Below are 18632 nucleotides of genomic sequence, written 5' to 3' on the forward strand. Positions count from 1 at the left end.
CCTCCCGTCGGCCTGGTAGGCGGCCGCCCCGCGCAAGGCGACCGCCTGACCTGACCAGCCACAGCTCTCTACTGTGGTGTGGCCCCCGGCACCGCCACCCCGTCCTCCGTCACGTACTTCACGCCCGCGTCGTTCTTCGTGATCGTGAACGCGTCCAGGGTCTCCCCCACCTCCTTGTCCGTCGTCGACTTGTCGTCCCACTTCGCGCCGATGACCGCCTCGTAGCGGATCGTGTCCTTCGTGACCGTGATTCCCTGGAACGTCGACGTGTGCGCCGCGCGGGTCACCTGGGTCGCGCCGTTGCGGGTCCAGACGTTGTCGTCGGCCGGGGACAGTTCGTAGTACTTGGGGCCCGCCATCGCCACCGCGTAGACGGGGCCCGTCGTCACGCCCGGGGTGTCCGTCGCGTCCGCGTTGACGTAGCCGCGGGCGTACACGTGGTCGTGGCCCATCAGGACCAGGTCGATGTCGTTGCGCTGGAAGACCGGGAGCCACGCGTCGCGGATCGGCTTCTCGTCGCGGCCGACCGCCGCCGAGAAGACCGGCTGGTGGAAGGTGGCCACCGACCACTTGTTGGGGTTGTTCGCCAGGATGTGGTCGAGCCAGCGGGCCTGGAGGTCCAGCCACAGCTTCTGCGGGTCCGGGCAGCCCTCGGAGCACGGCGGCAGGTCCGGCGGGGTCATCAGTTCGCGGGCGTCGTGCGTGCTCGCGTTGAGGGTGATGAAGCGGACGTTCTGGTAGTCCGTGTAGTACGCCGTCTCCGCTATCGACTTCGCCATGTGGGCTTCGTACGCGGCCCGTTGGCGTTCAGAAGGTGACTCGTCCTTCGCCGGTGTCGCCGTGGGGCCGTTCGCCGGGTACGCGAACGTCGACTTCCACGTCTTCAGGAACAGGTCCGCGTTGTACTCGTGGTTGCCCGGGGCCGCGATCACGTTCGTCGTCTGGCTGTGGCCGTTCATCGCGCCGAACCACTCGTCCCACAGGCCGTCGTTGCCGCCCGAGTCGACCAGGTCGCCCGCGTTGACGCTGCCGATCGCCTTCGGGAAGCGCTTGTACGCCTGGTCGACGACCGGGGCCCACTTCGCCTTCAGGTCGTTCTGCGCGTCCCCGAAGTAGAGGAAGGTGAACTCCTCGCCCGGGTTGCCGGCCGCGGTGAACGTGTAGCTCTCGCTCAGCTTGGTGCCCGTGCCCACGCGGTACTCGTACGCCCTGCCCGGCTTCAGGCCCTCCATCACCGCCGAGTGCGTGCGCGTCGGGACCCCGTTGCTCAGCAGTTCCTCGTTCGTCGTCGCCTTCGCCTTGCGCCAGGCCGAGTTGGAGCCCTTCTCGCGGTACTGCGCCTCGCCCTGCGTCGTGCCGCTGCCCGTCCGCCATGTCACCGCCTGGGACGTGGCGGGAGTCTCCGTCGGGGTGAGGACGATGCGCTCCGGGGTCACCCCCGGCGCTTCCAGGTCCGGGTTCGTCGTCAGGGCCACGTCGAAGACGTGCATGATGCCCCGGTCCGTGCCCTGGGGCAGGGTCACGGCACGTACCCGCTTCTTGCCGTCCAGCACCTGCGGGACCGTGCCGAACACCACCGTGCGCGTCGTGTCCGACGTGCCGTTCACCTTGTTGCGGCCCTCGGTGACCACCAACGGGACGTTGCCGTAGAGGTAGTCGGTGCCGGGCGTCCAGTCCGTGAACTGCACCGCCACGTTCTGCGTCGAGCCGTCCTCGTACTCCACCGTCGCCAGACCCTGCGACGGGCCGTTCGTCGCCAGACCCAGGAAGGAGATGCCCGTCGCCTTGGCGCCCTTGCCGGTCCGGCCGGTGAAGTCGATGCGCTGGCCGTGCGGGATCCAGTTGTCCGGCTGCCCCGCCTTGGCGTTCGGCCAGGTGAACGTGACCCCCGTGTCCCCCAGCGGCAGCTTCGCGCCCGGGGACGCGCCCGCCGCCGCCAGCTTCTCGCGGGAGAGGGAGTTGTCGCTGAGGTCGAGGGAGCCCAGCCTGCCCTGGCCGTCCGGGGTCGAGCCGATGTTGTTGCGGGTGTCCGAGCCGTCCGTGTACGAGGGCGGGACATCGGCCGCCCCCGTGCCCCAGGCCGCCGGAGCCTCACCCATCGTGTACGTCAGGACGCCGCCCGACCGCGCGAAGTCCTCGGTCAGCCAGGACTTCGTCGTGGGCTTTCCGTTGACCTTCAGGCCGGTCACATACGGCTTGTCGGCCGCCGCGCCCGGCGCGTTGATGGTGATCCGGCGGTCGCTGTCCGCGCTGTCGATCGTCACCTTGTCGAACATCGGCGAGCTGAGCGCCAGGTTCGCCGTGCCGTACACCGTCGGGTTCATCCCGAGGTTCGCCCACACGTACCAGGAGCTGAGCGAGCCCAGGTCGTCGTTGCCCGGCAGGCCCGACGGGGTCGTGCCGTACATCTCGTCCGTCGCCCGGCGCAGCACTTCCGACGTGCGGTGCGGCTGGCGCAGCCAGTTGTAGACGTACGGCATCGAGAAGCTCGGCTGGTTGCTGAGGTACGCGCCCGTCGTGTTGTAGACGCCCGCGTCCAGCGACTTCGTGTGCTCGTCCAGGTCCCGCGTGACCGCCTCGACGCCGCCCCGCTTCTCGATCAGCGTGCCCATGTTCTGCGGGACCATCCAGCCGTACTGGTAGCCCGTCGCCTGCTCGAACTGGTTGCCGCGCTCACCGAGGTTGAAGCTCCGGTCAAAGCCGTTACGGCCGCGCGGGCGGATGCGCTGCGTCTCCGGGTCGAGCAGATTCTGCCAGTTCTGCGCTCGCGTCATGAACCGGTCGTGGGTGGCCTTCTCGCCCAGCCTGCCCGCCAGTTGGGCGATCGCGAAGTCGTCGATGGCGTATTCGAGGGTCTTCGACGTCGCCGAGTCGCCCTTGCCGTTGTCGATGAAACCGGCACTGAAGTACTGCTGTGCGTGCGCCCGCTTCGTCGTGTCGGCGGGCAGCGACTGCGTCTTCCGCATGGAGGTCAGCGCCGCCTTGCGGTCGTAGTCGACGCTGCCGAACGCGTCGATCGACGACAGCACCACCTGGAGCGAGTCGCCGCTCATCTTCTGCTGCGACTGGTTCAGATGCGGCCAGTTGGGCCACGCGCCCGTCTGCTTGACCAGGTCCACCAGCGACTGGTTGATGTCGGAGCCGACCTTCGGGAAGAGCAGCGCGATGAGCTGCGCCTGCCCCCGGTACATGTCCCAGCCGGCGTACGTCACGTAGTGGTGCCGGCCCGCCGCCACCTTCCGCACCTTGCCGTCGTGGCCCGGGTACTGGCCGTTGACGTCGTCGGCGATGTTCGGGTGGAGGAGGGAGTGGTAGAGCGCGGTGTAGAACTTCACCCGCTCCGACTTCGTCCCGCCCGTGGCCTTCACCGTGGCCAGCGTGTCCTTCCAGACCTGCGCCGTCGCCTTCCGCACCTGGTCGAAGGTGCGGCCGCCGGTCTCCTCCTCCGCGTTGCGGGCCGCGTTGGCCACGCTGACGTAACTCAGCCCGGTCCGCGCGGTGACCGTCGTCCCCTTCGGGAAGACCAGATACGCGCCGGAGCCGTGCTTGGCCTCGCCGCCGCGCGCGGTCGCCGCGCCCGGGGTGACCTCGCCGCCCTGCCAGGTGCCGTACGAGGTGAACTCACGGTCGAACGTCGAGGAGAAGTAGGCCCGGTAGCGGCCGCCCTCGTCGCACACCGACGCCGTCTCGACCCAGCCGCTGACCGTACGGCCCTCGACCTTGACCTCGCTGTCGAAGACCCGGTTGTTGGAGCCGGCCACGTCCAGGATGAGGGTGGAGGAGTCCTTGCGGGCCGGGAACTCGTACCGGTTGACAGCGGTTCGGGTGGTCGCCGTCAGCTCGGTCTCCACGCCGTTGCCGAGGCCGACCGTGTAGTGGCCGGGGGCCGCCGTCTCGTCCCGGTGGTCGAAGTCCAGGTAGTACGGGTCGATCTTCGTGCCGGGGCTGGTCGGCAGCGCGCCCCCGTCGAGCTTGCCCGTGTACGGCAGGACCGGGAAGTCGAAGGCGCTGAACCGGCCTTCGCACCCGGTGCCGGACAGCCGGGTCATCCCGAAGCCACGGATCTTGTCGGCGCTGTACTCGTACCCGCCCTTCTGGTCCCCGTCCGACGAGCGGTACGTCGTCGGGCTCGACTGGACCATGCCGAACGGGGTCGTCGCACCCGGCCAGGTGTTGCCGTACGCGCTGTTGCCCTTGTTCTGGGCCGGGTCCAGCTGCGTCCCGATGAACGGGTCGACGGCGTCGTACGGGCTGATGGCCGAGGCGCGCGGGGCGGCCTCCGCGGCCGTACCGGTGGCGGCGGCGGTGACGTTCGCCGTGGCGGGCGCCAGGCCCGCGACGAGCGCGCCCGACGTCAGCGCGGCCACGGCGACGGCGCGCAGCCGCCCCCGTCTGGTCGGGGGCGGCGGGGGTGCGGCGGCGGTGGGTTCCCGCATGAGCGGTCCTCTCGGGGGAGACGGAAGGCGTGGGCCCGGCCGGACGATGACACCGATGACAACGTTGTCCAACTCCCGTCCGGGCGCGTGCACCACAGTGCTCGGCACAGTTTTCCCGGAGAGGGCCGCGATGGGAAGACCTGGCCAACACAGCGTTTCGGGCCGCATCCGGGCCTCGCCCGAAGAGCCGGGCGCCTCAGCGCCAGGCGTGGCGGATCCTCAGCCGCCCGTATCCGACCGCCCCGGAGAAGCGGAAGCGCGGCGCGTCGGGGCGGGACGGCTGCCGGGGGCGGTAGCGCAGGTCCTTCCACCCGGTCGTCAGACCCTCGACCTCGACGATCGCGTCCCGCGGCACGGTGATGCTCGCATTGCCCGTGCCGAGGCGGAGCTCGATGTCGACGACCGGATACGTGAGGACCGCCCGGGAAAGGTCCAGGCGCACCCGCCCGAAGGCGGACTCGACCGTGAGGGTCCTGGGCACCTGCCACGCGCCGCGCCGTGTGATCCGGCCCCCGGCGGCGGCGATCGTCGCCGTCGCGCCCGGGTCCTCCGCCGGGAGCGCGTCCAGGGCCACCGCGAGCTCGCCGTACGTCGTGGCGGCGAGCACCCGGTCGAGGCGGCCGTCCATCTCCTCGTGCGTGATGCGCTGTTCGGCATACGCCTCCCGCACGCGCAACACGGCGCTCTCGCGGTCTTCTTCGCCCACGCGCGTCGACGCGTCTCGCTGAGGTGAGGTCACCGGTTCACCCTAGCGCCGCTCCAACCGCCCGCATATGAAGCATATTTGCTGCCTCAGGAGGCCGACGCCTCCGCGCTCTGCCGGGCGTCGTACTCGCTCCGCGCCTTCGCGATCTCCTGCTGGTGGCTCTCGGTCCAGTCGACGAGGGACCTAATCGTCGTGTGCAGGGTCGCGCCCAGCTCCGTCAGCTCGTACTCCACGCGGGGCGGCACGACCGGGTACACCGTGCGCCGCACCAGGCCGTCGCGTTCGAGCTGGCGCAGGGTCACCGTCAGCATGCGCTGGCTGATGCCCTCGATGAGGCGGCGCAGTTCGGAGAAGCGCAGCGTGCGGCGTTCCAGGTGGGCGATGGCGAGGAGCGACCACTTGTCCGCGACGCGGTCGAGGATCTGCCGTACCTCGCAGCCCTCGCGGACGTCCCACTGGCTGATGTCGTAGTCCGGACCGACGCCGGTATCGGTACCGGTACCGGTATCGGCGCAGTGACTCGGTGACTTCGAAGTGCCTTCTTCCATACCGCCCCACGGTGCCGCAAGCTTCGAGTGGTTACAAGAGGGAACCGACCGCTGGTTGGGTAACTCGCTTTCCCTCCGCGTCGCTTGAGGCCTCTGCACGCGAAATCCGTCCTGTTCAGCCGCTGTTGCGGTGGCTCGTCATGCCTCTTTCGCCCCCGCACCCCGTCCGCGTACAAGGAGAATTCCCGTGTCCTCATCACCGTCCCCGTCCGGACCGAGCAGTGACCGTATGACCGGCCGCGCCTGGGGCGTGCTGTTCGTCCTGTGCGGCGCGATCTTCCTCGAAGGCATCGATGTGGCCATGCTGAACGTGGCCCTCCCCGCGATCCGCGAGGATCTGGATCTGTCCACCGGCACCCTCCAGTGGGTGATGAGCGCGTACGTCCTCGGGTACGGCGGGTTCATGCTGCTGGGCGGACGGGCGGCCGATCTCTTCGGGCGGCGGCGGATGTTCGTCCTCTGGCTCGTGGTGTTCCTGCTCTTCTCCGGGCTGGGCGGACTCGCCACCGAGGGCTGGACGCTGATCGTCGCCCGCTTCGTGACGGGGATCGCGGCGGCCTTCATGACCCCGGCCGGTCTGTCGATCATCACCACCGGTTTCCCGGAGGGGCCGCAGCGCAACCGGGCCCTCCTCGTCTACGCGGGCACCGCCGCCGGAGGTTTCTCCATCGGCCTGGTCGTCGGCGGGCTGCTGGCCGCCGTCGACTGGCGGTGGGTGTTCTTCGCGCCGGTCATCCTCTCGCTGGGCATCCTGCTCGCCGCGCTCGCGCTCATCCCCGCCTCGCCCCGGCCCGACCGCACCGGGCAGGGCGTCGACCTGGCCGGAGCGGTCACCGTCACCGCCGGGATCCTGCTACTCGTCTTCGGCGTCGAGCGGGCCACGCACGTGCCGGCCGGGTGGACCGCCGGCACGGTCGGCGCGGCGCTGCTCCTCTTCTTCTCGTTCGTCGTCATCGAGCGCGCCTCGTCCTCGCCGCTGGTGCGCCTGGGGATCTTCCGCAGCGGGTCGCTCGTCCGCGCCAATGCGGCGGGGCTGCTGTTCGCCGCGGGGTTCTTCGGCTTCCAGTTCATCGTCGTGCTCTATCTCCAGGAGCTGCGCGGCTGGTCGCCTCTGCGGACCAGTCTCGCGCTGATCGTCGTCGGCGTGGACGCGGTGCTCTCGCCGCTCCTGACCCCGAAGCTGGTGGCCCGGTTCGGCAACGCGCGGGTCATCTTCGGCGGGCTGCTCCTCGCGTCGCTCGCCTACGCCCTGTTCCTGCCGCTCGCCGCGGACTGGACGTACGCGGCGATGTTCCCGGGCCTGCTCCTGCTGGGGGTGGCCTTCTCGCTGGTCTACGGGCCGCTGACCATCGTGGCCACGGACGGCGTCGCCGAGGAGGAGCAGGGTGTGGCCGGCGGACTGCTCTACACCTCCTTCCAGTTCGGTGCCGCGCTGGGGCTGTCCGCCGTGACCGTCGTCCATATCGCGGCCACGGACGGAAGTTCACCCGCCGCGCTTCTCGACGGCTACCGGGCGGCCCTGGTCGTCCCGCTGGCCGCCGCCCTGATCGCCGCCGCCGTGAGTGCGTTCGGTCTCGGTGGCCGGCGGGCGGGGGCCGCTGCTTCCCCTGTCGGCGGTTCCGGGGGCGCGCCCGACGGGAGCGGCTCGCCGAGGAAGGCCGAGCAGGCCGCTCGACTCGGATCCTGATCGCGCGTACGGGGTGCACGCTCCGGACCGGATGCCGTTCAGCGTGGCGTGGACCGACAGGAAGCCCGAAGAGGTGGGGCGCGCGGTGTTCCAGCATGTGCTGGGGACCGTCGCCGGCTGGACCGGGCCCGGTGGGAGGCGCACCGGAGCGTGGACGTGGTCGTGGAGGGGCTCGACGCCTGCCGGGCGGAGTTCGGGGGCGAGGAGTCGGCGAGTCGCGTGAGTCGGTGAGTCGGTGAGTCGGTGACTTCGGGGTGTCACGCCACCCCCCTTTTCAAGCAAGGGTAGGCTAACCTTCCTTCGGATCGCCCCCGCCGGATGCCGGGCCCGTCCGCCCGCCGCTCCGGCCCGCCCCGGAGGAGCTTCCGTTGACGTCGACGACTGCCGCCACCCCCGAAGTCGCCCCGCTCCAGCTCTTCGATCTGACCGTGGTGAGGACCAAGCGGCTGGGCCCGTCCATCCTCCGGATCACGCTCGGCGGGCCGGGGTCCGAGGGGTTCCGCGGCGGCGGTCGCGACCAGAGCCTGTCCCTCCTTCTTCCCCGTCCGGGGCAGCGCGAATCGGTGGCCCCGGCGGGTGAGGCCGGGAGCGGGCGCGAGCGGTGGCGGGCGCTGACCGAAGGCGAACGGGCCCTCCTGCGTTCGTACGCCGTACGGGCCGAGCGGCCGCGGCCCGACGGCTCCACCGAGGTCGACCTCGACTTCGTACTGCACGGCGACGGCGGCCCCGCGTCCCGCTGGGCGCGGAAGGCGGCCCCCGGCGACCGGATCACCGTGCTGGGCCCCGCCGTGGCGGACGACACCGCCGTACGCTTCCGGCCGCCGGCCGACACCGACTGGGTGCTGATCCGGGCCGACGAGACCGCCCTGTCCGCCGCGGCCGCCGTCCTGGAGTGGCTGCCCGCGGGGCTGCCCGCCCGGGTCTGGCTGGAGGTGCCGTGCACCGAGGACCGGCAGGCGCTGAACACCGCGGCGAAAGCGCGGATCCGCTGGCTCGTCCGGAGCGAGGGGGCCGCCTGCGGCGTGGAGGCCGTGCGGGCCGCCGCGCTGCCCGAGGGCACACCGTACGCATGGATCGCGGGCGAGGCCTCCGGGGTACGGGCCCTGCGCCATCACCTCGTCCAGGAGCGGGGGTTCGCCCCGGAGAGGGTGACGTCCACCACGTACTGGACGCGCGGACTGAGCGCGGAACAGGCGCGGAAGGCGGAATCGGAGGGCGTATCCGCTGAAAACGGGGCGTCAGAACATCGCGAAGGGGTGTGTCCGGGTCAAGTGGCCCGATAGGAGCAGCAAAGCGGGCAACCCGCACACCCGCCGAGGGGTGAGGGGAATGATCGATTCCGAGTTAGGTTAGGCTCACCTTACTTTGAGATCGCGTCCCTCGTACCCTCTTCCTGCCCGGAGGGACGCGATGAAGTTCCCCTCACCGGGAGGACCCCTTCATGCGTGCGCACCTGCTCAACAACACGACTGCGGAGCACTATCGGAGCACCGTCTCCGCAGGCGTGGAACGGGTCGCGGCCACCCTCGCCGCCACCGAGCGCCCCTTCAGCGGGATCGGTGTCGACGAGCTCTCCCCCGTCGTCGACGCGATCGACCTCGACCGGCCGCTGGGCGACGCCGCCGCCGCCCTCGACGAGCTCGGCGAGGTCTACCTCCGCGACGCCGTCTACTTCCACCACCCCCGCTACCTGGGCCACCTCAACTGCCCGGTCGTCATACCCGCGGTGCTCGGCGAGGCCGTGCTCTCCGCGATCAACTCCTCCCTGGACACCTGGGACCAGAGCGCGGGCGGCACCCTCATCGAGCGCCGGCTGATCGACTGGACCACCGAGCGGATCGGGCTCGGCCCGGCCGCCGACGGGATCTTCACCAGCGGCGGTACGCAGTCCAACCTCCAGGCCCTGCTGCTGGCGCGGGAGGAGGCGAAGGTCCGGCCGGAGCACTTCAGCCGGCTGCGGATCTTCACCTCCGAGTGCAGCCACTTCAGCGTGCAGAAGTCCGCCAAACTCCTCGGCCTCGGCCCGGACGCCGTCGTCTCCGTCCCCGTGGACCGCAACAAGCGCATGCAGACCGTGGCGCTCGCCCACGCGCTGGAGAGTTGCGTCGCCGAGGGGGCCGTCCCGATGGCCGTCGTCGCGACCGCCGGCACCACGGACTTCGGGTCCATCGACCCGCTGCCCGAGATCGCCGCGCTCTGCGAGCAGTTCGCCACCTGGATGCACGTGGACGCCGCGTACGGCTGCGGGCTGCTCGCCTCCCGTGAGCGGCGCGGGCTGCTCGAAGGCATCGCGCACGCCGACTCGGTGACCGTGGACTACCACAAGTCCTTCTTCCAGCCGGTGAGTTCGTCGGCCGTCCTGGTCCGCGACCGGGCGACCCTGCGCCACGCCACGTACCACGCGGAGTATCTGAACCCGCGCCGGATGGCCGAGGAGCGGATACCCAACCAGGTCGACAAGTCCCTCCAGACGACCCGCCGGTTCGACGCGCTCAAGCTGTGGATGACGCTGCGCGTCATGGGCGCCGACGGCATCGGCGAGCTGTTCGACGAGGTCTGCGACCTGGCCGCCGAGGGCTGGAAGCTGCTCGCCGCCGACCCGCGCTTCGACGTCGTGGTCCAGCCGCAGCTCTCCACGCTCGTCTTCCGCTACATCCCCTCCGGTGCCGTCTCCCCGGACGACATCGACCGCGCCAACCTCCACGCCCGCAAGGCGCTGTTCGCCTCCGGCGAGGCGATCGTCGCGGGCACCAAGGTGGGCGACCGCCAGTACCTGAAGTTCACCCTGCTCAACCCCGAAACGACCGCGCACGACATCGCCACGGTCCTCGACCTGATCTCCGGCCACGCCGAGAAGTACCTGGGAGACTCCCTTGACCGCGCTTCCTGACCCCCACGACTTCATCGGGATCGGCCTCGGCCCGTTCAACCTCGGCCTCGCCTGCCTCACCGAGCCGATCGACGAACTCAACGGTGTCTTCCTGGAGTCCAAGCCGGACTTCGAGTGGCACGCCGGGATGTTCCTCGAAGGGGCCCATCTCCAGACGCCGTTCATGTCGGACCTGGTCACCATGGCCGACCCGACCTCGCCGTACTCCTTCCTCAACTACCTCAAAGAGCGCGGGCGGCTCTACTCGTTCTACATCCGGGAGAACTTCTACCCGCTGCGGACCGAGTACAACGACTACTGCCGCTGGGCCGCCGGGAAACTGAGCAGCATCCGGTTCGACGAGACCGTCGAGTCGGTGACGTACGACGAGGGCTCCGGGCTCTACACCGTGACCACCGTCTCCGGTGAGGCGTTCCGGTCCCGGCATCTGGTCCTCGGCACCGGCACGCCACCGCACATCCCGGAGGCCTGCCAGGGGCTCGGCGGGGACTTCCTCCACAACTCCCGTTATCTGGACGGGAAAGCCGAGCTCCAGAAGAAGAAGTCGATCACCCTGGTCGGCAGCGGGCAGAGCGCGGCGGAGATCTACTACGACCTGCTCTCCGAGATCGACACCTACGGCTACCGGCTGAACTGGGTCACGCGCTCCCCGCGGTTCTTCCCGCTGGAGTACACCAAGCTGACGCTGGAGATGACCTCCCCGGAGTACATCGACTACTTCCACGCGCTGCCCGAGGAGACCCGCTACCGGCTGGAGACCGGGCAGAAGGGGCTGTTCAAGGGCATCGACGGGGAGCTGATCGACGCGATCTTCGACCTGCTCTACCAGAAGAACCTGCCGGGCCCCGTGCCGACCCGGCTGCTCACCAACTCCGCGCTCGTCAGCGCCCGTTACGACGAGGAGGGCGGCGCGTACAGCCTGGGGCTGCGCCAGGAGGAGCAGGGCAAGGACTATGAGCTGACCACCGAGGGGCTCATCCTCGCCACCGGGTACCGGTACGAGGCTCCCGCCTTTCTCGCGCCCATAGCCGGCCGGCTGCGCCACGACAGCCGGGGGCGCTTCGACGTGGCCCGCAACTACAGCATCGACACCACCGGGCGCGGGGTCTTCCTCCAGAACGCCTCGGTCCACACCCACTCGATCACCTCGCCCGACCTCGGCATGGGCGCCTACCGCAACGCGTACATCATCGGCGAGCTGCTCGGCCGTGAGGTCTACCCGGTCGAGAAGTCCATCGCCTTCCAGGAGTTCGCCGTATGACCCGCCCCGACAAACAGCAGCCCGCAGCCATCGGCACGTTCACCGTCCGGCCGCTGGACCCCGGCGCCGACGCCGCGCTGGTGCACGGCTGGGTGACCCATCCCAAGGCCGCGTTCTGGCTGATGGGCGACGCCGAACTCGCGGATGTGGAGCGGGAGTACCGGTCCATCGCCGCCCATCCGCACCACGAGGCGTTCATCGGACTGCACGACGGCGAACCCGCCTTCCTGATCGAGCGGTACGACCCCACCGAGGTCGAGCTGAAGGGGCTGTACGAGGCGGAGCCCGGCGATGTCGGGATGCACTTCCTGGTCGCCCCGACCGACACCCCGGTGCACGGCTTCACCCGGGCCGTGATCACCGCCGTGATGGATTTCCTCTTCGCCGACCCGTCGGTGCGCCGGGTCGTCGTGGAGCCCGATGTGACCAACAGCGCCGTCCAGGCCCTCAACAAGGCCGTCGGGTTCGAGGTGCTCCGCGAGATCGCCAAACCGGAGAAGGACGCACTGCTCAGCGCCTGCACCCGTGAGCAGTTCGAAGCAGCAACCGGAGGTAACGACCGATGACGACCGACCTCACCGCCAGCGCCGCCCACCTCTCCCCGGAGCGCTGGGCCACCGCAAACCGACTGCTGGTCCGCAAAGCACTGGCGGAATTCAGCCATGAGCGGCTGCTGAGCCCCACCCCGCTCGGCGACGACCGCTACACCGTCCGTAGCGACGACGCCTCCACCGAGTACCGTTTCACCGCACGCGTCTTCGCCCTGGACCACTGGCAGGTCGAGGCCGATACCATCACCCGGCACCGGCACGGCTCCGAACTCCCGTTGGACACCCTGGAGTTCTTCATCGAGCTGCGGCATGCTCTGGGGATCTCCGAGGAGATCCTGCCGGTCTATCTGGAGGAGATCTCCTCCACGCTGGCCGGAACCGCCTACAAACTCACCAAGGAACCGGCCACCTCCGGCCAGCTCGTCGCCGCCGGCTTCCAGGCCGTCGAGACCGGGATGACCGAGGGCCACCCGTGCTTCGTCGCCAACAACGGGCGGCTCGGCTTCGGCGTGGACGAGTACCGGGCGTACGCCCCCGAGGCGGCGTCCCCGGTCCGGCTGGTGTGGCTGGCCGCCCGGCGGGAACGGGCCACTTTCACGGCGGGCGCCGGGCTCGACTACGACGCGCTGATCAAGGACGAGCTGAGCGAGGCGACCCGGGAGCGGTTCGACGGCGCGCTGCGCGGGCTCGGCCTCGACCCGGACGACTACTTCCTGCTGCCCGTCCACCCCTGGCAGTGGTGGAACAAGCTCGCGGTCACCTTCGCCGGGGAGCTGGCCCAGCGCCATCTGGTGGTGCTCGGGGAGGGTGAGGACGGCTATCTCGCCCAGCAGTCGATCCGTACCTTCTTCAACACCGACCACCCCGAGAAGCACTACGTCAAAACGGCGCTCTCGGTCCTCAACATGGGGTTCATGCGCGGGCTCTCGGCCGCGTACATGGAGGCCACGCCCGCCATCAACGACTGGCTGGCCGGTCTCATCGAGCGCGACGACCTGCTGCGCGGGGCCCGGTTCTCGATCATCCGGGAGCGGGCCGCGATCGGCTACCACCACCGCTCGTACGAGGCGGCCACCGCCAAGGGCTCCCCGTACCGGAAGATGCTCGCCGCCCTGTGGCGCGAGAGCCCGGTGCCGGGCCTCCAGCCGGGCGAGCGGGTCGCGACGATGGCCTCGCTGCTCCACACGGACCACGAGGGCGGTTCGGTGGCCGGGGTGCTGATCGCCGAGTCGGGCCTGGACCCGCAGGTGTGGCTGCGGCACTACCTGGACGCCTATCTGGTCCCGGTGCTGCACAGCTTCTACGCCTACGACCTGGTCTACATGCCGCACGGCGAGAACGTGATCCTGGTCGTGGAGGACGGGGTCGTCACCCGCACGATCTTCAAGGACATCGCCGAGGAGATCGCGGTGATGGACCCGGACGCGGTGCTGCCGCCGCAGGTCGAGCGGATCCGGGCCGAGGTGCCCGAGGACATGAAGCTGCTGTCGGTCTTCACCGACGTCTTCGACTGCTTCTTCCGCTTCCTCGGCGCGGGCCTGGCCACCGAGGGGATTCTCGACGAGGACACCTTCTGGCGGACGGTCGCCGCCTGTGTGCGCGACTACCAGGATTCGGTGCCGTATCTCGCGGAGAAGTTCCGGCAGTACGACCTGTTCGAGCCGGAGTTCGCGCTGTCCTGCCTCAACCGCCTCCAGCTGCGCGACAACCAGCAGATGGTCGACCTCAACGACCCTGCGGGCGCCTTGCAGTTGGTGGGCCGGCTGAAGAACCCGATCGCCGGGTTCTGAACCCCGGCCGCCGCGGCGCGGCGGCCCCTGGACGGCGAGCGCCCGAGGACGGTCCCCCGGGCGCTCGCCCCCTTTTCCCGAGGGGGCCGACTGGCAGAATCGGGGCCATGGCGGAAATCATCCAGCGGGACGGAACGTGGACGTTCGACGGGGACACCGTGCGCATCGTGCCGGGCGGAAAGGCGCATCCGGTCCGGCAGGAGCTGGGCGAGATCGCCGTCCCGCTGGAGGCGGTGGCGGGCGTCTCCTTCGAACCGGACCGCAAGGGCGGCCGGCTGCGGCTGCGGCTGCGCGGGGGCGCCTGTCCGGTGCTGCGGGCCGCCGACGGCCGGCTCAAGGACGGCGCCGACCCCTATGCGCTGACCGTGGAGAAGGACCGCACGGGGGTCGCGGAGTACTTCGTCGACGAGGTCCGCAACGCGCTGCTGATCGAGCAGGTGCCGGACACCCCGGTGGACCGCTTCCTGCTGCCCGGGCCGGCGCTGCCGGTCTCCGGCGCGGGCGGCGACGGCACGGCGTCCTTCGACGGCGAGAGCGTGCGGCTGACCTGGAACTGGAAGGCCGAGGAGGCCAAGACCGCCGGGGGCGCGCCCACCTTTCCGCTGTCGCGGATCGCGGGGGTGCGGTGGCTGCCCGCGATCGGTCTGGAGAACGGCTATCTGCGCTTCGAGCCGGTGGAGGGGCCCGTCTCCGCGCCGCCGAAGTACGACCCGTACGCCCTGGTTCTGTGGGGGATGTCCAAGAAGGAGTACACCTCCGTCCTGGTCGCGGCGGCGGTGCTGATGCGGCTGCCCGGGGCCCGGGCGGCCCTGGACGCGCCGGAGGCACCCCCGGCCCTCACCAAGGCGGCCGAGCCCGCCGCACCGCCCGCGAGCGACCATGACGCGCTGCTGCGGCGGCTGCGGGAGCTGGGCGAGCTGCACCGGGGCGGGGTCCTCACCGACGAGGAGTTCAGCACCGCGAAGCAGGCCGTTCTGCGCAGCATGTGACGCCATCGGGCGACGTTCAGCACATCTCCTGCCCGATATCGGGCAGATTTCTTGCGTAAGCGCGCCCGGGCACGCAATATCGACGGGTGCTTGAACGCCGCTCGTCGCACGACGACCTCATCGATCACCTCGTACGCTCCACCGCGCTCCAGCGCGGCGAGGCGGCCCGGGTGATCCTCGACGTGCTGGCGTACTTCGACGAGAGCACCGACGACTTCGTCCGGCGCCGCCACCGCGAACTACAGTCCGGCGGCCTGGTCAACACGGAGATCTTCGAGCGGATCGCGGCCGAGCTGCCGCACCGCGCCGTGGCGCCGCCGGAGCTCTCGCTCCGCCAGCTGCGCCGCATCGTCTACGGCTGAGCGGGGCCGGGCGCCCGTGCGCGGGGCGCCGCACCGCGTGTGTACGTGTACATCGATGGAGGGGCAGAGAAATCCATGTGCGGGATCGTCGGATACATCGGGAAGCGTGACGTCGCTCCGCTGCTGCTGGAAGGCTTGCAGCGGCTGGAGTACCGGGGGTACGACTCCGCCGGCATCGTGATCACCGGCAAGGCCGCGGCGGGCAGGCCGGGCACGCTGAAAATGGTCAAGGCCAAGGGCCGGGTCCGCGAGCTGGAGGCCAAGGTCCCCAAGCGGTTCGCGGGCACCACCGGCATCGCCCACACCCGCTGGGCCACCCACGGCGCCCCGAGCGACGAGAACGCGCACCCGCACCTGGACGCGGAGAACAAGGTCGCCGTCGTCCACAACGGGATCATCGACAACGCCTCCGAGCTGCGCGCCCGGCTCACCGCCGACGGCGTCGTCTTCCTCTCCGAGACCGACACCGAGGTGCTGACCCACCTGATCGCCCGCGCCCAGGCCGACACCCTGGAGGAGAAGGTCCGCGAGGCGCTGCGCCACGTCGAGGGCACCTACGGCATCGCCGTGCTGCACGCCGAGTTCAACGACCGCATCGTGGTCGCCCGCAACGGCTCGCCGGTCGTCCTCGGCATCGGCGAGAAGGAGATGTTCGTCGCCTCCGACGTCGCCGCCCTGGTCGCCCACACCCGCCAGGTCGTCACGCTGGACGACGGCGAGATGGCCACGCTGAAGGCCGACGACTTCCGTACGTACACGACGGAGGGCTCGACCACGACGGCCACGCCGACCACCGTGGAGTGGGAGGCCGAGTCGTACGACATGGGCGGCCACGACACGTACATGCACAAGGAGATCTCCGAGCAGGCCGACGCCGTGGACCGGGTCCTGCGCGGCCGGATCGACGACCGGTTCTCCACCGTGCACCTGGGCGGCCTCAACCTGGACGCCCGCGAGGCGCGCGGGGTGCGCCGGATCAAGATCCTCGGCTGCGGCACCTCGTACCACGCGGGCCAGATCGGCGCCCAGCTGATCGAGGAGCTGGCCCGGATCCCCGCCGACGCCGAGCCGGCCTCCGAGTTCCGCTACCGCAACCCGGTCGTGGACCCCGACACCCTGTACGTCGCGGTCTCCCAGTCGGGCGAGACGTACGACGTGCTGGCCGCCGTCCAGGAGCTGAAGCGCAAGGGCGCCCGGGTCCTCGGCGTGGTCAACGTGGTCGGCTCCGCGATCGCCCGGGAGGCCGACGGCGGTACGTACGTCCACGCGGGCCCGGAGGTCTGCGTGGTCTCCACCAAGTGCTTCACCAACACCGTGGTCGCCTTCGCGCTGCTCGCCCTGCACCTGGGCCGGATCCGCGACCTGTCGGTCGCGGACGGCAAGCGGATCATCGACGGGCTGCGCCGGCTGCCCGAGCAGATCAGCGAGATCCTGGCGAACGAGGACGAGATCAAGCGGCTGGCGGCGGAGTACGCGGACGCCAAGTCGATGATGTTCATCGGCCGGGTGCGCGGCTATCCGGTGGCCCGCGAGGCCTCGCTGAAGCTGAAGGAGGTCTCGTACATCCACGCCGAGGCCTACCCGGCCTCCGAGCTGAAGCACGGGCCCCTCGCGCTGATCGAGCCCGCGATGCCGACCGTGGCGATCGTGCCGGACGACGACCTGCTGGAGAAGAACCGCGCCGCGATGGAGGAGATCAAGGCCCGCAGCGGCCGCATCCTCGCCGTGGCCCACCAGGTGCAGGAGAAGGCCGACCACACCATCGTCGTACCGAAGAACGAGAACGAGCTGGACCCGATCCTCTTGGGCATCCCGCTCCAGCTCTTCGCGTACCACACGGCCCTCGCGATGGGCCGGGACATCGACAAGCCGCGCAACCTGGCGAAGTCCGTGACGGTCGAGTAGACGGCGGCGCACAGCCGTCGGCACGGCGTTGGGCCCCGTACCGCTTCCCCTGCGGTACGGGGCCCAACGTGTGCCGTCGCAAGGCTTTCTGGCGGTCCCTCAGGGGATGACGACGACCGGGCGCTGCGCGCGGCGGGCCAGGCGGCCGGCCACCGAGCCGAAGATCCGGCCGACGATGCCGTGCGTGGAGCCGACGACGATGGCGTCGGCGGCATACTCCCGGCCGACCTCCTCCAGCTCGTGGCAGATGTCGCCGCCGCGCTCGACCAGCACCCAGGGGACCTCGGAGAGATAGTCGGCGCAGGCCAGCTCCAGGCCGAGGACCTCGGTGCGGTGGTCGGGGACATCGACGAAGACGGGGGGCTCGCAGCCCGCCCAGACGGTGGTCGGCAGCCGGTTGGCGACATGGACGATGATCAGGCCGGAGCCCGAGCGGCCGGCCATGCCGATGGCGTAGGCGAGGGCCCGCTCGCTGGACGTGGAGCCGTCGAAACCGACCACGACTCCGTGCCGGAAGGCGGGATCGCACGCATGGCGTGCTTCTTCGACCGTCCGCGGCTCCGACCCGGGGTCGGCGAGCGGCTTGCGGTCCTTGGGTTCAGGGATTTCGTGACCGGCCATCGGTGTCTCGGCGAAGAGAGTCCTCGTGAGGAGGGAACGGTTTCGACGTGCGTTCAAGGTGCGTCAGCTGACGGTGAAGCTCTGTCCGGGAATCATCTTCCCAACCCCATACCCCCAAGGGTACGGCGTCACTCCTCCATCGCCCAGACCCCCGCAAAAGCGTGCGTGACGCTGGAGGGAGCATGCACGAGCCCGTCCGGTATGGCAATGCCGGTTGTGTCGTACACGGGCCTGAGAGGGAGCGAACACCGTCGGGCGTCCTGTTTTTCGCGACGGTCCGCGACCGGCCGTCGGAGGCGGCGACGGGGTCCGCACCCGGTCCCTGTTGGCCACATCGCCGAACTCCATCCGAAACCCGTCGTTCGCGTGTTCCGCGGCACATCGGCGGGTGACGCGAACCCGCGCGGCCGTGACCCCGGCCACGCCGCTACGCCCGCCGCGACCGCCTTCCCTGACCCGAACACGCCATGGATCCACGGCCGCCCGGGAGCGCACCGGCGCGGCCGCCTCACGGCGGTTGTGCGCCCGGCGTGACCGGATACAGCACACGCAACCGATGGTTTTCAGCCAACTTCGCCCGGGGGCCGACCCCTTCGCGGGATGGCCGGACAACCCACCGCCCACCAGGCAGGAACGGACCGCGCGGTACGCTTTCACCCGACGCGGACGGGCCACGTTGGCGAAGGGCACTTCCCTGTGCGCTTCGCAGGTGAAACGCTTCGTGATCGAACGCTTCACGCCACGTTTCCTTATCGACATCGAGCTGGTGGGGGAAGGTGTCACGGCGGGACCACGCGACGCAGTAGATTCGATCTTGAAAATCGGGGGCTGGGAACCGTGCGAAACCGAGGGGAAACGTGCAGGAGCGGCAGGCCCGTAAGGACCA

At 70.2% G+C, this 18632-nt stretch carries 13 protein-coding genes and 1 pseudogene; 10 read left to right on the top strand and 4 right to left on the bottom strand.

Annotated features, from left to right (window positions below; translation table 11 throughout):
* Positions 1-68: 68 nt before the first annotated feature.
* The 3 genes from A3Q37_RS26485 to A3Q37_RS26495 form a co-directional block, all read right to left on the bottom strand.
* Positions 69-4436, bottom strand: coding sequence for a GH92 family glycosyl hydrolase (locus A3Q37_RS26485; RefSeq protein ID WP_065488136.1), 4368 nt, complete (start codon positions 4434-4436; stop codon positions 69-71).
* A 196-nt stretch (positions 4437-4632) separates the two neighbouring features.
* Entirely contained in the window at positions 4633-5175 is a 543-nt protein-coding gene (locus tag A3Q37_RS26490) for a DUF1707 domain-containing protein (protein ID WP_065488137.1), read from the bottom strand.
* Positions 5176-5228: 53 nt separating this feature from the next.
* Complete coding sequence (locus A3Q37_RS26495; protein ID WP_065488138.1) at positions 5229-5690, bottom strand: helix-turn-helix domain-containing protein; 462 nt, start codon at positions 5688-5690, stop codon at positions 5229-5231.
* 229 nt (positions 5691-5919) lie between these two features.
* Between A3Q37_RS26495 and A3Q37_RS26500 the strand changes: the two genes are divergently transcribed.
* The 10 genes and pseudogenes from A3Q37_RS26500 to glmS all read left to right on the top strand — a co-directional run bounded on the left by A3Q37_RS26500 (position 5920) and on the right by glmS (position 17125).
* Positions 5920-7377 (top strand): MFS transporter, encoded by a 1458-nt coding sequence (locus A3Q37_RS26500; RefSeq protein ID WP_065488139.1) that lies wholly within the window; start codon positions 5920-5922, stop codon positions 7375-7377.
* Between the two features lie 4 nt (positions 7378-7381).
* Positions 7382-7501 (top strand): annotated as a pseudogene (locus tag A3Q37_RS38060) (GNAT family N-acetyltransferase); the annotation flags it as partial.
* 244 nt (positions 7502-7745) lie between these two features.
* Positions 7746-8660 (top strand): siderophore-interacting protein, encoded by a 915-nt coding sequence (locus A3Q37_RS26505; protein WP_065488140.1) that lies wholly within the window; start codon positions 7746-7748, stop codon positions 8658-8660.
* A gap of 158 nt (positions 8661-8818) precedes the next feature.
* Entirely contained in the window at positions 8819-10267 is a 1449-nt protein-coding gene (locus A3Q37_RS26510) for an aspartate aminotransferase family protein (protein ID WP_065488141.1), read from the top strand.
* On the top strand, positions 10251-11528 hold the full coding sequence (locus A3Q37_RS26515; RefSeq protein WP_065488142.1) for a lysine N(6)-hydroxylase/L-ornithine N(5)-oxygenase family protein: 1278 nt from the start codon (positions 10251-10253) through the stop codon (positions 11526-11528). The genes A3Q37_RS26510 and A3Q37_RS26515 overlap by 17 nt, the downstream gene beginning before the upstream one ends.
* Positions 11525-12094 carry a GNAT family N-acetyltransferase gene (locus A3Q37_RS26520; protein ID WP_065488143.1) on the top strand — a complete coding sequence of 190 codons (570 nt, stop codon included), beginning with the start codon at positions 11525-11527 and terminating at the stop codon, positions 12092-12094. The genes A3Q37_RS26515 and A3Q37_RS26520 overlap by 4 nt, the downstream gene beginning before the upstream one ends.
* Positions 12091-13869, top strand: coding sequence for an IucA/IucC family siderophore biosynthesis protein (locus A3Q37_RS26525; RefSeq protein ID WP_065488144.1), 1779 nt, complete (start codon positions 12091-12093; stop codon positions 13867-13869). Before A3Q37_RS26520 ends, A3Q37_RS26525 begins: the two co-directional genes overlap by 4 nt.
* A 107-nt stretch (positions 13870-13976) precedes the next feature.
* On the top strand, positions 13977-14858 hold the full coding sequence (locus A3Q37_RS26530) for a DUF4429 domain-containing protein (protein ID WP_065488145.1): 882 nt from the start codon (positions 13977-13979) through the stop codon (positions 14856-14858).
* Positions 14859-14944: 86 nt separating this feature from the next.
* Positions 14945-15220: a hypothetical protein gene (locus tag A3Q37_RS26535; RefSeq protein ID WP_003968990.1), complete on the top strand. Its 276-nt coding sequence runs from the start codon at positions 14945-14947 to the stop codon at positions 15218-15220.
* 75 nt (positions 15221-15295) lie between these two features.
* On the top strand, positions 15296-17125 hold the full coding sequence (gene glmS, locus A3Q37_RS26540; protein WP_065488146.1) for a glutamine--fructose-6-phosphate transaminase (isomerizing): 1830 nt from the start codon (positions 15296-15298) through the stop codon (positions 17123-17125).
* Positions 17126-17224: 99 nt separating this feature from the next.
* Here glmS and A3Q37_RS26545 read toward each other — a convergent pair whose 3' ends face one another.
* Positions 17225-17746, bottom strand: a complete 522-nt coding sequence (locus A3Q37_RS26545) for a universal stress protein (protein ID WP_065488147.1) — start codon at positions 17744-17746, stop codon at positions 17225-17227.
* Positions 17747-18632: the final 886 nt, after the last annotated feature.

It is taken from the genome of Streptomyces sp. PTY087I2, assembly GCF_001687325.1.
Classification (GTDB): domain Bacteria; phylum Actinomycetota; class Actinomycetes; order Streptomycetales; family Streptomycetaceae; genus Streptomyces.

What these genes read in the sequence shown, in the direction of transcription:
- A3Q37_RS26500 (WP_065488139.1), top strand. Translation starts at nt 5,920, where the DNA reads ATGACCGGCCGCGCCTGGGGCGTGCTGTTCGTCCTGTGCGGCGCGATC.
- A3Q37_RS26525 (WP_065488144.1), top strand. Translation starts at nt 12,091, where the DNA reads ATGACGACCGACCTCACCGCCAGCGCCGCCCACCTCTCCCCGGAGCGC.
- A3Q37_RS26510 (WP_065488141.1), top strand. Translation starts at nt 8,819, where the DNA reads ATGCGTGCGCACCTGCTCAACAACACGACTGCGGAGCACTATCGGAGC.
- A3Q37_RS26545 (WP_065488147.1), bottom strand. Translation starts at nt 17,746, where the DNA reads ATGGCCGGTCACGAAATCCCTGAACCCAAGGACCGCAAGCCGCTCGCC.
- glmS (WP_065488146.1), top strand. Translation starts at nt 15,296, where the DNA reads ATGTGCGGGATCGTCGGATACATCGGGAAGCGTGACGTCGCTCCGCTG.
- A3Q37_RS26530 (WP_065488145.1), top strand. Translation starts at nt 13,977, where the DNA reads ATGGCGGAAATCATCCAGCGGGACGGAACGTGGACGTTCGACGGGGAC.
- A3Q37_RS26485 (WP_065488136.1), bottom strand. Translation starts at nt 4,436, where the DNA reads ATGCGGGAACCCACCGCCGCCGCACCCCCGCCGCCCCCGACCAGACGG.
- A3Q37_RS26520 (WP_065488143.1), top strand. Translation starts at nt 11,525, where the DNA reads ATGACCCGCCCCGACAAACAGCAGCCCGCAGCCATCGGCACGTTCACC.
- A3Q37_RS26495 (WP_065488138.1), bottom strand. Translation starts at nt 5,690, where the DNA reads ATGGAAGAAGGCACTTCGAAGTCACCGAGTCACTGCGCCGATACCGGT.